Source organism: Bradyrhizobium sp. USDA 372, from assembly GCF_053629095.1.
Map to the genome: position 1 here is coordinate 5,754,445 of NZ_JBRJHR010000001.1, position 12,983 is coordinate 5,767,427.

Here is a 12,983-nt window from a genome sequence, read left to right on the forward strand (position 1 = left end):
TCGTGATCTGGCAAAATGCACTTGCGCGAACTACATCTACGCCATGACAAATGCTGCGCCGGGAAACAGATCGCTCCAGGATTTTATCGAGGGGCACGAGAACCTGTTCGTGCTGACCGGCGCCGGCTGCAGCACCAATTCGGGCATTCCCGATTATCGCGATAGCCAGGGCAATTGGAAGCGGACCCAGCCCGTCAACTTCCAGGCCTTCATGTCGGACGCGCCTACGCGCCGGCGCTATTGGGCGCGCAGCCTGATCGGCTGGCGGCGGTTCGGCCAGGCGAAGCCGAACGATGCGCATCGCGCATTGGCCCGGCTCGAGGCGAATGGGCGATGCGGGATGTTGCTGACGCAGAATGTCGACCGGCTGCATCAGTCGGCCGGCCACCGGCAGGTGATCGACCTGCACGGCCGGCTCGATCTGGTCCGCTGCATGGGCTGCGGTCGCAAGACCCCTCGCGACGCGTTCCAGCACGCTCTCGGCCGCGCCAATGCGGCATGGCTGACGCTGGATGCCGCGGACGCACCCGATGGCGACGCCGATCTCGACCACGAGGATTTTTCCTCCTTCGAGGTGCCGCCTTGCGAGGCCTGCGGCGGCATCCTCAAGCCCGACGTGGTGTTCTTCGGCGAGAACGTGCCGCGCGAGGTGGTGGCCACGGCGCAGGATCATCTGGCGCAGGCCGATGCCATGCTGATCGTCGGCTCGTCATTGATGGTCTATTCCGGCTTTCGCTTCGTCCAGGCCGCCGCGAAACGGCAGATTCCGATCGCCGCGGTCAATCTCGGCCGCACCCGCGCCGACGATCTCTTGACGCTGAAGGTCGAGGAGCGCTGCGAAGCGGCGCTGGCGTTTTTGCTCTGAGCGCATGGCCAACAGGGTGGCCTGGCTGTTGATCAGGCTCGGCCCGGCACTGTAGCAAGTCTAGTTTGGAGCAATTGCGGCCTTGTTGCCGGCACGCGCGAGCCCATCTTCGAAAAGTTTTGCCTCCTTGTCGCGGCGCTGCTGTAGTCCGGAGACGGTCGGCCACAGTCTCTTCATCGCCCGAATCTGATCGGCAATCTTGTCAAACTCCCGTTTCTCGATCAGCTCCTTGATGGCTCGCATTTCGATGTAGCGATCGCCTTGCGAGTCGAAGGACAGGCCCCTGTTGTATGCGATCGACAGGATCGCTCCGTAGCAATCGGGAGGAAGCTCGCGGGCATTTGGCAGGCGCCCGTCAACCAGGCTCGACCAGCGTTCGATCTGCTTGCCGAATACAATGACCGCGTCATCCCAATCGATCACGATGTCCTGCAAGCTGTTTGCGAGATCGCGCGCGGCTTGCCCTCTGATCGAGACAGCTGTTGTCAGCCGGTTCAGGTCGGCCGAGGCAATCAGGCCGCCCCAGTCCTGATTCATCTGGCTTGGAGACACCGAACCCAGATCATAACCGATCCCGATGGTGACGCCGCCCATGCCTGTCCATGTTGGATGCGCATAAGTCTTTTCGTAGTTCTCGCGGCCGAGAACCTCAAAGCTCGCTATCATTTCAAGCGCTCTCGGCGAAAGCCTCCGGGATAGCGAGTCGGGAACAGGGAAGTTGGCTGCCCCGGCCGGCGCTGGGAGAACGGGCGCATCCGTTCTTGCAAGGATTCTCGTGACCAGCGCCTTGTCTGTAATGAGTCCGGTTTCAGCAAGGTATCGAATGTTCTTCCGGGATTGCTCGACGTCACCGACGCTGGCCATCTTCAGGATCAATTCGTGCTCCTGCTTCTGGCTTTCCAACTGCTTGGTGCTTTCGAATTTCCTGGTTTCCAGCTCGAGTGAATTGCGGCTCTGCATCGTGGTCGCGACCACGGATCCGAAGATGGTCAGAACCCCCGCCATCAGGGCCGTCGTCAGCGGCGAGAATGCCCGGGCAAGCCAGCCGTTCTCGCGAAGCTTCTGTTCGAGTTCCAACCGCTTGAGCGGGAGCTCGTCGCGCCATCGCTGTTGTTCGAAAAGGAATTTGCGCTCCTCGAGCGGAGTATCGTCGGCCATGCAAGTCACTCCTGGGAATGGCTGCTGCGGGAAAATAATCACGGATGCAATCTTTGGTAAAGGCAGAACGCATCCGCTGCTTGGTCGCGCCGCGCCGGCGATCTCCTCGCGCGTCAGGTCGAGGAGCGCTGCGAAGCGGCGCTTGCATTCCTGCTCTGATCGCTCAGGCGCGAACACGCCTTGCCTATTGCATAGGTGCCGCGCAAAATAGCCGGGCACAGCGCTGCCGGCATGCCTCATGGCACGGGAATTGCTGCGCTTTTTGGACCCAGTCTTGACGACCAGCACGGAGAAATTGGAATGCTTGAGGGAGCCGAGGTACGGCTTGCCGTCGATATCGGTGGCACGTTCACCGACATCGTGCTGGACGTGGGACAAGATCGCAAAACCCGCAAGGTGCTGACGACGCCGCAGCGGCCCGAGCAGGCGGTGCTGGACGGCATGCGGCTCATCCTTGCCGATGCACGCGCCCATATCAGCGATATCGACGTCTTCATCCACGGCACGACGCTCGCGACCAATGCCATCATCGAGCGGCGCGGCGCCAAGACGGCGCTGATCGCAACCGAAGGCTTTCGCGACGTGCTCGATATCGGCACCGAGAGCCGCTACGACCAGTACGATCTCGGCATCGACAAGCCGAAGCCGCTGGCCCCGCGCAGCCTCCGCTTCACGGTGCCCGAGCGCATCGACGCCCATGGCGGCGTCCGCCTTCCGCTCGACGAGACGGCCGTGCGCGCGCTGGCGCCGAAATTGCGTGAGCTCGGCGTCGAGAGCGTCGCGATCGCCTTCCTGCACTCCTACGCCAATCCCGAGCACGAGCGGCGCGCGGCCGCAATCATCGCGGAAGAGATGCCCGGCATTTCGGTGACGGTGTCCTCGGCGGTCTGTCCCGAGATCCGCGAATACGAGCGCACCTCCACGGCCGTTGCGAACGCCTATGTGCAGCCATTGATCGACGGTTATCTCGCCCGCATGGCCGACGCCCTGCAGGTCGAGCAGTTTCGCGGCGCGATCTATCTCGTCACGTCGGGCGGCGGCGTCACCTCGATCGAGACGGCGCGGCGCTTTCCGGTGCGTCTTGTCGAGTCCGGTCCTGCTGGCGGCGCGATCTTCGCGGCGCAGATCGCGGCGCGGCTCGGGGAGAGCAGGGTGCTCTCCTTCGACATGGGCGGCACCACGGCGAAGATCTGCCTGATCGAGAAGTACCAGCCCGAGACCTCACGCGTGTTCGAGGTCGATCGCGCCGCGCGCTTCCTCAAGGGCTCCGGCCTGCCGGTGCGCATCCCCGTGATCGAGATGGTCGAGATCGGCGCGGGCGGCGGTTCGATCGCCCATGTCGACGCGATGAAGCGCGTCACCGTCGGCCCGGAGAGCGCCTCGTCGGAGCCGGGCCCGGCCTGCTATGGCCGCGGCGGCCAGCGTCCGGCGGTGACGGATGCCGACGTTGCGCTCGGCATGATCGACCCTGATGCCTTCGCGGCCGGCACGATCAAGCTCGATCCGGAGCTGTCGAAACAGGCGCTGCTGCGCGATGTCGGTGCGCCGCTCGGCCTGTCGGCGGAGACGGCCGCCTATGCCGTGCACGAGGTCGTCTGCGAGAACATGGCGAGCGCGGCGCGCGTGCACGCCGTCGAGCGCGGCGCGGTGGTCGGCCAGCACACGCTGATCGCCTTCGGCGGCGCTGCGCCGCTGCATGCGGCGCGCGTCGCCGAGAAGATCGGCGTCTCCCGCGTGATCGTGCCGTCGAATGCCGGCGTCGGCTCGGCGGTCGGCTTTCTGGCGGCGCCGATCGCCTATGAGCTGGTGCGCAGCCGGCACGTCCGCCTCGATGATTTCGACACCGAGGCGGTCTCCGACCTCTTGCAGGAGATGGCAACCGAAGCACGTGCGCTGGTCGAGCCTGGAGCTGCCGGCGCACCGGTGCGCGAGCGCCGCGCCGCCTTCATGCGCTATGTTGGCCAGGGTCACGAGATCTCGGTCGAGCTGCCGAACCGGCGGCTCACCTCGGCCGATCTCGCCTCCCTGCGTCAGCAGTTCGAAACCGACTATTCGGCGATGTTCGAACGTCCGATTCCGGGCGCGGCGATCGAGGTGTTGAGCTGGTCGGTGCTGGCGACCACGGAGGCGCGCAATCCGCCTGCCGTTGCGGCGGTCGCGCGCAAGGCCGCGGCCAAGGCGTCGGGCAGTCGAAAATTCTTCGACGGCCGGGCCGGAGAAGTGATCGAGATCCCGCTCTATCGGCGCGAGGACATGGCGCCGGGGGCGACCATCACGGGCCCCGCCGTGATCGCGGAAGACGAGACCTCGACCTTCGTCTCCACCAGTTTCGACGCCCATATCGACGGTGCAGGCAGCATCGTCATGGAACGAAAGGCGGCCTGATCATGAGCAAGGCAAATGGCGCGAGCCTGATCGACCTTCAGATCATGTGGCACCGGCTGATCGCCGTGGTGGAGGAGCAGGCGCAGGTGCTTCTGCGCACCGCCTTCAGCCCGATCGTGCGCGAATGCGGCGACCTCTCGGCCGGCGTGTTCGACCTCAGGGGCCGGATGCTGGCGCAGGCGGTGACCGGCACGCCCGGCCACGTCAACTCGATGGCGGAATCGGTCAAGCACTTCATCGCTCACTTCCCGATCGAGACGATGAAGGAGGGCGATGCCTACATCACCAACGATCCCTGGATGGGGACCGGTCATCTCAACGATTTCGTCGTCACCACGCCCTGCTTCAAGGACGGCAAGGTCGTCGCGCTGTTCTCCTGCACGAGCCATCTCATGGACATCGGCGGCATCGGCTTCGGGCCAGACGCCACCGACGTGTTCATGGAGGGGCTCTACATCCCCATGCTGAAGCTGATCGATCAGGGCGCCGTCAACGAGACGCTGATGGCGATGATCCGCACCAACACGCGCCTGCCGATCGATACCGAGGGCGACACTTATTCGCTCGCCGGCTGCAACGACGTCGGCTGCGAGCGCCTGGTCGAGATGATGACGGAGTTCGGCATCGACACGCTCGACGAGCTCGGCGATTACATCTGCGAGCGCTCGCGCGAGGCCGTGCTGGCCGAGATCGCAAAGCTGCCGAAGGGCAGCTGGCGCAACACCATGGTGGTCGACGGCTATGATGCGCCAGTGACGCTGGCCGCGACGCTGACGATCTCGGAGACCGGCATCCACGTCGATTTCGACGGCACATCCGCCGCCTCGAAGTTCGGCATCAACGTGCCGCTGTCCTACACCACGGCCTACACCGTGTTCGGCCTCGGCTGCGTCGTCGCCTCGCAGATCCCGAACAATGCCGGCTCGCTTTCGCCGCTGACGGTGTCGGCGCCGGCGGGGCGCGATCCTCAATGCGCCGAAGCCGGCGCCCGTGGCTTCGCGTCACGTCATCGGCCAGATGCTGCCTGACGTCGTGTTCGGCTGCCTGCGCCAGATCATTCCCGAGCGCGTGCCCGCTGAAGGCACCTCCTGCCTGTGGAATCTCAACGTCCGCGGCCAGACGCGAAGCGGCGCTGGCGGCAATTACGGGTTCTCGATGGCGGTCACCTCGAATGGCGGCACCGGCGCGCGCTTCGGCAAGGATGGATTGTCGGCCACCGCTTACCCGAGCGGCGTGCGCGGCACGCCGGTGGAGATCGCGGAAACACAGACGCCGCTGATCTTCTGGCGCAAGGAGCTGCGTCCGGATTCCGGCGGGGCAGGGCGCACCCGCGGTGGCCTCGGCCAGATCATCGAGGTCGGCAGCGGCGTCGATGCGCCGTTCGACATCCTCGCCGCGTTCGACCGCATCGATCATCCGCCGCGCGGGCGCGACGGCGGCCGGAACGGCGAGGCCGGCTATGTCGGCCTCAAGTCCGGCAAGAAACTGCGCGGCAAAGGCTTCCAGCAGGTGCCGCCGGACGATCGACTGGTTGTGATGACGCCCGGCGGGGCCGGCATCGGCGATCCCCGGGAGCGCGATCGCGCGGCCGTCAACGACGACATCGCGAGCGGTCTCGTGTCGTCGGAGAACGCCGTCAAGGTTTATGGGTACGCGCGCTGATGCATCATCGCGCTTGGTAAACGGAGATCATGATCGCCTTCGTGCTGCTGCTCACGCTATGGCCCGGCATCGTCACGATCCTGCCGAAGGTGCTCTACGGATAAGGCGGCTCGTTCCGAGAAACTTGGCCGCTCAAAAGCAAAAACGGTCAGCGCCGCTGCCGTTTCAAGTTGCCCTGCATCAAATCGCCCTCAGCGCGCATTCCGTGTTTGCACGTTCTTTGATCCGTCGTACACTGTAGCGGCAAGCAGAAGTACAATAGCAACCACTCCGGTGAACGTAGCTCCTCGGCGCGATGCGCCGAGCGAGGGGACGTCTGTTGACGATTCGGTCCGATGGAGGACGATCGACGCTCACTGAACTGCAAATAATCCCTCGCGGCGGCGTTCACGAGACGCAATCAACAAACACAAGAGCGGGAGGAAGTGCAAATGAGGAAACAGTGGCTCAGCTCGGTCTTGCCTGTCGTTGTCGTTGCGACGTTTGCAGCGACGGCGGCATTGGCTCAGTCCGTGGATACGGCCCGTATCGAGAGCGCCGGGCAGAACGATTGGCTTACCTATCACGGCTCGTACAAATCTCATCACTACAGCCCGCTTGCGCAGATCAATGCGAGCAATGTCGGCAATCTGGGCGTGGCGTGGATGCACATTCCCGGACGCTCGACGCGCGGGCTGCAGTCGATGCCGCTCGTAGCCGACGGCGTGCTGTACTATTCGGGCTCTTACAGCCGCGTCTTCGCGCTGAACGGCGCGACCGGCGAAGTCATCTGGTCGTTCTTTCCGGAGCTGGATGAAGCGCTGATCAGCCGGCAGACCCACTCGCCTTACAACCGCGGCGTCGCTCTCGGCGAAGGCAAGGTCTTCGTCGGCACGATGGATGGACGTGCCTTTGGGCTGGACGCCAAGACCGGAAAGGTTCTCTGGGAGACCAGGCTGCTCGACTCGCAGAAGCTCACGGTCGGCTTCACCGGCGCGCCGCTTTACGCGAAGGGCAGCGTGATCATCGGCGCGCAAGGCGGCGAATGGCCGGGCCGCGGCCCGATCTTCGCGCTCGATGCCGCGACGGGAAAGAAAAAGTGGGAGTTCCTGACGGTCGCAGGCACCGACGAGGCCATGAAGACCTGGGGCAACGAGTCCTGGCGCACCGGCGGTGGTGGCGGCTGGATGCCGGGCACCTACGATTCCGAGACCAACACCATCCTGTGGGGCACTGCGAACCCGGCGCCGCTCTACGATTGGTCGGGCGCAGACTACAAGACGCAGGGCGCGCGTCCCGGCGACAATCTCTACACCAGCTCGGTGATCGGGCTCGACATCGACACCGGCAAGCTGAAATTCTACCATCAGGAACTGCCGCACGATGCCTGGGACTTCGACAGCTCCGTCGGCGAGTTCGTGATGCTCGAGCGTGACGGCCAGAAATACGTGGTCCATCCCAACAAGGGCGGCTTCGTCTTCGTCTACGACCGCAATCTCGCCGTGAAGAACGTCTGGCGGCTGGTCGAGAACATCAACTTCGTGAAGGACATCGATCCTAAGTCCGGCGCGCTGATCGGCCGTCGCGATTTCCCGGTCGGGAAGGTCACCGAACCACCGCTGTGTCCGTTCATCGGCGGCGGCATCAGCTGGAACGCCGGCTCGTACAGCCCCAAGACCGGTCTCTATTACAAGATCGGACAGGAATGGTGCATGACGCTGGATATCCAGAAGACGACCCCGGTCACAGCGCCGCAGGCCCAGCTCAACATCGGTGCCGATTTCAAGATGGTGCCGCCTCCAGGTGGTGAGATCTACGGACACCTCGACGCGCGCGATCCCATCACGGGCGCGAAGAAATGGGAAGTTCGCTATCCCGAGCCTCCGCTCGGAAGCGTGCTGTCGACCGCGGGCAACCTCGTCTTCGTGCCTGATTCCCGCGGCGTGCTGCACGCCTATGATGCCGAAACCGGCGCTGAGCTGTGGAAGCACAACAACGGAACCGGCCATCAGGGCGGCATCGTCAGCTACTCCGTCGGCGGCAAGCAATATATCGCCGTGACGGCGGGCTTCGGCGGGATGCTGGCAGACGAATATGCGCCGAACTTCGGCGGCGTCTACAAGAGCATGCCGCGTGACGACGGCGCCTTGGTCGTCTTCAGCCTGAAATAGGTGAGCCGAGAGGTTCGGTCATGGAGCGGGCGCAAGCCCGCTCCTCGATCGACGTCGCGGCCCGTGCGTGGATCAGGAATGGAGCGTAGCTGTTGAGACTGCCTTGCAAAACGATTCCGGCGGGGCTGGGCGCCTCGTTGCTGTGGGCTGCGCTGGCCCAGGCACAATCCGCCACGCCCGCGCCGGAGAACGCGGCGTTCGAGGTCGAGCAGGTGTTCGCGGGGACGTGCGGCTTTTGTCACTCTGACGGTGGCCGTGCCGCCGGCAAAGGGCCGCAATTGATGAATTCGCCGCGCGACGACGACTTCATTCGCAATCGCATCAAGCAGGGCAAGCAGGGGGCGATGCCGGCCTTCGACGGTGCCTTCACCGACGCCCAGATCGACCAGATGGTCAAATACATCCGCGCCCTGAAACCGCGCGAGGGTTGAACCGCAGAGAGCGCGGCATGAAGGCATTTGTCCCTGTTATCGTCGCCGCCATCGTGCTGTCGGGGCCGGCGTCGGCGCGAACCCTGGAGGCGATCCGCACCAGCGGCGTGATCGGGCTCTGCGCACATCCCAATTCGCTTCCCTTCGCGCACAAGACCGGCGATCCGCCGGGCTTCCAGGTCGAGCTCGGCCGGGTGCTGGCACGCGAGCTCGGTGTCTCCCTGAGGCTCGACTGGATCATCACGCAGTACCAGATGCGCAGCGCCGGCTGCGACATTCTTCTGGACGTCATCGCCGATCGCGAAGCGCAAGGCGAAACCCGCCTGAGAATCTCCAAACCATATTATCGCACGGGCGTCGCGCTTGCCGTGCCTTCATCCAGCACGCTCACGTCCTTCGCGAGCCTCAACGGGTCGACCAAGGTGGGCGTGCAGGTTGGATCGATCGCAGCCATGATCATCGGTCAGCGGCGCGTGCCGATATCGACCTTCGGCTTCGAGAGCGACAGCCTGGAGGCCGTATCGAACCGCGAGATCGATGCCGCCGCGGTCACGCCCACTGCGGCGAGCTATTTCAATCTGACCCATCCGGACAATCCGCTCCGGATCCTGGATCGCGATGAGAGCACGGCCGATCTGAACTGGAACGTCGGCGTCGGCATGGTCCGCCCGGACGATGCGTTGCGCGAGGCCGTCGACGCAGCGATGGAACGGCTGCGCAGCGACGGCACGATCGACCGGATCTATCGCCGCTACGGCATCACGCTGCAGGCGCCGAGATAGCGCGCTGCACGACGGAGCGACGCTGACCCGACTGAGCCGGAATAGCGTCGCTGCCGCGCGAATACGGAGTTCGCGTGCGGCCTCAGGCCGCCGCCTTCTTCCGCGCGAGCTCGGCCTTGTACAGCTCGAACTCCTCGGCGACCGCCCTCGCGAATGACGGCCGCTGACGCAGGCGCTCGTAATACGCCTTCACGTTCGGCCATTTCGCAAGCTCGATCGGCGGCGTCGCCATGGTCCAGTTGATGACCGTGGCGAGATAGGCATCGGCCACGCTGAAATGGTCGAGCAGGAACTCGCGTCCCTCGAGGTATTTGTCGAGATAGTCGAGCCGCGACAGGTTCTTCTCCAGCGCATACGCCTTGGCTTCCTGCGGCGCCTTGCGGTCGAGCAGGGGAATGAAGAGACCCTTGTGCAGCTCGGTGCCGATGAAGCAGAGCCACTGATGCAGCCTTGTGCGCTCGATGCCAACTGTGGCGCCGAGACCGGATTGCGGAAAACGGTCCGCGACATATTGCAGGATGGCGGCGTTCTCGGTCAGCACCACGCCCTCGTCGGTGCGCAGCGTCGGCACGAGGCCGATCGGATTCACGGTGCGGAAGTCGGAGCCGTCGTTCAGCACCTTCTTGGTCGGCGGATCGACTTCGAGATAATTCGCCCCGGCGCCGGCTTCATACAATGCGACGCGCGTCGCCATCGAGCAGGCAAGCGGCGAGAAATAGAGATCCATCTGTAGCCTCCTTGGGCAATTCCTCTTTGGGTGTCGCTCAACCTGGCCAGATTGATTTTTGTACCATCTTGCATAATATGGATGCGGTCAAGGATTATTTTGCGAAATGGTACAAAAATCGAAGCCGCCAGCTGCTGCCAATCAGCCCGAATCCCGCGGTCAACCCGAGCGCCGCGGCCAGCCTAAGCGCCGCGGCCGCCCGCGCGCCTACGAGCCCGATGTCGCGCTCGGCAAGGCGCTCGATCTGTTCCGCAAGCAGGGTCTCGCGGCCACCTCGCTGGACGATCTCAGCGCAGCCACCGGCATGAACCGGCCGAGCCTCTACGGCGCCTTCGGCGACAAGCGCGAGCTCTACATCAAGAGCTACCAGCGCTATCGCGACGAGGCGGGCGCGGCGATGGTCGCGATCTTCCGCGAGGAGATGCCGCTGCGGCAGCGGCTGGAGCGCATCTACGCTTCCGCGCTGGACATCTATCTGTCCGGCGACACCGGACCGCGCGGTTGCTTCACGGTCGTGACCGCGGCCTCCGAGGCGGTCGGCGATCCCGAGATCCGCGCCATGGTGCTGGACGGCCTCACCGGGCTCGACAAGGCGTTTGCCAGTTGCTTCCGCCGCGCCAAGGAGAAAGGCGAGCTGCCGGAGAGCGCCGATCCGTTCGCGCTGGCGCAGATCGCATCGGCCACCGTCCACACCATTGCCATCCGCTCGCGCGCCCGCGTGCCGCGCAAGGAGCTGGAGGCGATCGTGAAGGGCGCAATCGACGTGATGGTGGGAGCTGGGACCAGGGCCTGAGCTACGCCGCGCGAATCTGCGCGAGGAAACGATCCACCTCTTCGCGCAGCCGCTGCGATTGCTTGGCAAGCTCGACCGCCGAGCCCAGCACCTCTTCGGCGGCGGTACCCGTCGCTGCGATGCCGTCGGTGACGCCCGCGATGTTTTGCGAGACTTCGCCGGTGCGGGCCGCGGCCTGCTGGACGTTTTGCGCAATCTCCTGCGTTGCCGTGCCCTGCTGGCCGACGGCGGCGGCGATCGCGGCCGAGATCTCGTCGACCTGCTGGATGGTTGCGCATATCGACTGGATGCCGTCAACCGCGCCTGACGTCTCGCCCTGCACGGCGGTGACCTGTGCGCCGATCTCCTCGGTCGCCTTCGCGGTCTGGGTTGCCAGCGCCTTCACCTCGGACGCCACCACGGCGAAGCCGCGGCCGGCTTCGCCCGCGCGCGCCGCTTCGATCGTCGCGTTCAGCGCCAGCAGGTTGGTCTGACCGGCGATGCCGTGGATGAAGGAGACGACGTCGCCGATCTTCTGCGCGGCGTCGGCGAGGCTCTGCACACGCGCATTCGATCGCTGACCGTCGCTGGCCGCCTTGCCGACCACCTCGGTCGCATGGGCGAGGCGGCGGCTGATCTCGGTCATGGACGAGGATAGCTCTTCGGCAGCTGCCGCAACCGTCTGCACGTTCTCGGAGGCCAGCGCCGAGGCCGACGACACCATCCGGGTCTGCTGCCGCGACTGTTCGACGATGGCCGACATCGATCGCGCCGTATGCTCCATCTCGACCGCGGCCGAGGACACCGTGGTGACGACGTCGCGGATGCTGGCTTCGAAATTGTCGGCGAGCGCCGCGAAAGTCCGCCGCTTCTCCGCCTCGGACTGGGCCTTGGCCTCGAATTGCTCGGCCTGAAGCTTGCCGAAGCTCACGGCATTGTCGCGGAACACCCCGACCGCCTTCACCATCGCGCCGACTTCGTCATTCGCCGTGCTGACGGGAACTTCGACGTCGAGCCGGCCGTCGGCGAGCTCGCGCATCACTGATGTGATCGACAGGATCGGACGCGAAATGCTGCGAGCGATCAGATAGCCGACGATCGCGGCCAGCACGAGCCCGAGCGCGGCGATCCCGAGCGAAAGCCACCACGCGCGATCGGCGGAAGCGACATAGTCGGCATTGTCCATCACCAGCTCGACGGCGCCGAGCGGCTTGCCGGAAAAGTCCTTGACCGGTCCCAGCAGGGCGGCGACCGGCGTGCTGTCGAGCTTGCCCTGCCGCACCGTGAAGTCGCCGCCGGTGGCCCGGCCGTAATCGGTCGCATCGAAGAAGCTCTTGCCCTTCAGCGTGCCGCCAAAGAGCTTGAAGCCCGAACCATCGGCGAGATGGAAGGCGATGTCGACATGGCGGTTGGCTTTGAAGTCGTCGAGGAAGGACTGGCCGAAGCTCAGGCCGAATTCGACGCTGCCGAGATGCTTGCCGGTTTGCGCGATCGGCACCACGCCGCGGATGCCGAGACCGGCGACGCCGCCCTCGAGACCGACCACGACCTTGCGGTCCTGGTTGGTGGCGACGACCGTCTTGCGAAAGCCGGAGAGGTCGTCGCCGAACTTGGCGGGTTGGTGCACGCGCAGGAACGAGGTTGCCGGCGCCACATGAAACTGGAACTGCTCGACGCCGTACTCCGATTTGGTCGCGGTGAACACCGGCCCGAACAGGGTGACGAGCGCGTTGCGGTCCTGTTTCGCCATTGCATCCTGCGTCGCCGGCATCGCGGCAACTACGGTGCTCATGGCGGCGGCGCGGCGGGATTCCTCGGCGATGCGCGACAACAGGGCATCATAATGGCTGCGCAGCTCGCGCTGGTCGGCGCGGTCGATGATCCCGCCGATGATCCACATCGCGCCGAGCACGGCAAACAGGGTGGTCGCTGCGGCCGTCACCGCCAGCGCAACCGTGATCCGCATCCTGAGACCGAGACTCGCCCGCATGTCCGACTCGTTGTTTGAGCGTTGATTAACAACGCCTATCAACTTCTCGCTAAGAGAGCGT

The 12,983-nt window shown here is 64.9% G+C and carries 9 protein-coding genes and 1 pseudogene; 7 read left to right on the top strand and 3 right to left on the bottom strand.

Going from position 1 to position 12,983, the window contains the following annotated elements:
- The first annotated feature begins 43 nt into the window (after window positions 1–43).
- Entirely contained in the window at window positions 44–865 is an 822-nt protein-coding gene (locus tag AB7M16_RS26890) for an NAD-dependent protein deacetylase (protein ID WP_453945555.1), read from the top strand.
- A gap of 60 nt (window positions 866–925) precedes the next feature.
- On the opposite strand, the gene AB7M16_RS26895 is transcribed toward AB7M16_RS26890, so the two are convergent.
- Window positions 926–2,401, bottom strand: a complete 1,476-nt coding sequence (locus AB7M16_RS26895; RefSeq protein WP_453945556.1) for a hypothetical protein — start codon at window positions 2,399–2,401, stop codon at window positions 926–928.
- On the opposite strand from AB7M16_RS26895, the gene AB7M16_RS26900 reads away from it, so the two are divergent.
- The 5 genes and pseudogenes from AB7M16_RS26900 (at window position 2,324) to AB7M16_RS26920 (ending at window position 9,433) form a co-directional block, all read left to right on the top strand.
- Window positions 2,324–4,408: a hydantoinase/oxoprolinase family protein gene (locus AB7M16_RS26900; protein ID WP_453945557.1), complete on the top strand. Its 2,085-nt coding sequence runs from the start codon at window positions 2,324–2,326 to the stop codon at window positions 4,406–4,408. The genes AB7M16_RS26895 and AB7M16_RS26900 overlap by 78 nt on opposite strands.
- Window positions 4,409–4,410: 2 nt before the next feature.
- Window positions 4,411–6,070: pseudogene (locus AB7M16_RS26905) on the top strand (hydantoinase B/oxoprolinase family protein).
- Window positions 6,071–6,501: 431 nt separating this feature from the next.
- Entirely contained in the window at window positions 6,502–8,220 is a 1,719-nt protein-coding gene (locus AB7M16_RS26910) for an outer membrane protein assembly factor BamB family protein (RefSeq protein ID WP_453945558.1), read from the top strand.
- Window positions 8,221–8,312: 92 nt separating this feature from the next.
- Complete coding sequence (locus AB7M16_RS26915; protein ID WP_453945560.1) at window positions 8,313–8,651, top strand: c-type cytochrome; 339 nt, start codon at window positions 8,313–8,315, stop codon at window positions 8,649–8,651.
- A gap of 17 nt (window positions 8,652–8,668) precedes the next feature.
- The gene (locus AB7M16_RS26920) at window positions 8,669–9,433 is read left to right on the top strand and encodes a substrate-binding periplasmic protein (protein WP_453945561.1); all 765 of its coding nucleotides are present in this window, start codon (window positions 8,669–8,671) and stop codon (window positions 9,431–9,433) included.
- A gap of 82 nt (window positions 9,434–9,515) precedes the next feature.
- Here the strand turns inward: AB7M16_RS26920 and AB7M16_RS26925 are convergent, their stop codons facing one another.
- Complete coding sequence (locus AB7M16_RS26925; protein ID WP_212254244.1) at window positions 9,516–10,160, bottom strand: glutathione binding-like protein; 645 nt, start codon at window positions 10,158–10,160, stop codon at window positions 9,516–9,518.
- A 106-nt stretch (window positions 10,161–10,266) separates the two neighbouring features.
- On the opposite strand from AB7M16_RS26925, the gene AB7M16_RS26930 reads away from it, so the two are divergent.
- Complete coding sequence (locus AB7M16_RS26930) at window positions 10,267–10,953, top strand: TetR/AcrR family transcriptional regulator (protein WP_172784799.1); 687 nt, start codon at window positions 10,267–10,269, stop codon at window positions 10,951–10,953.
- A 1-nt stretch (window position 10,954) separates the two neighbouring features.
- On the opposite strand, the gene AB7M16_RS26935 is transcribed toward AB7M16_RS26930, so the two are convergent.
- A complete protein-coding gene (locus AB7M16_RS26935; RefSeq protein ID WP_453945562.1) occupies window positions 10,955–12,922 on the bottom strand; it encodes a cache domain-containing protein in 1,968 nt (655 codons plus the stop codon).
- Between the last annotated feature and the right edge of the window lie 61 nt (window positions 12,923–12,983).

What these genes read in the sequence shown, in the direction of transcription:
- AB7M16_RS26890 (WP_453945555.1), top strand. Translation starts at nt 44, where the DNA reads ATGACAAATGCTGCGCCGGGAAACAGATCGCTCCAGGATTTTATCGAG.
- AB7M16_RS26900 (WP_453945557.1), top strand. Translation starts at nt 2,324, where the DNA reads ATGCTTGAGGGAGCCGAGGTACGGCTTGCCGTCGATATCGGTGGCACG.
- AB7M16_RS26910 (WP_453945558.1), top strand. Translation starts at nt 6,502, where the DNA reads ATGAGGAAACAGTGGCTCAGCTCGGTCTTGCCTGTCGTTGTCGTTGCG.
- AB7M16_RS26920 (WP_453945561.1), top strand. Translation starts at nt 8,669, where the DNA reads ATGAAGGCATTTGTCCCTGTTATCGTCGCCGCCATCGTGCTGTCGGGG.
- AB7M16_RS26925 (WP_212254244.1), bottom strand. Translation starts at nt 10,160, where the DNA reads ATGGATCTCTATTTCTCGCCGCTTGCCTGCTCGATGGCGACGCGCGTC.
- AB7M16_RS26930 (WP_172784799.1), top strand. Translation starts at nt 10,267, where the DNA reads ATGGTACAAAAATCGAAGCCGCCAGCTGCTGCCAATCAGCCCGAATCC.
- AB7M16_RS26935 (WP_453945562.1), bottom strand. Translation starts at nt 12,922, where the DNA reads ATGCGGGCGAGTCTCGGTCTCAGGATGCGGATCACGGTTGCGCTGGCG.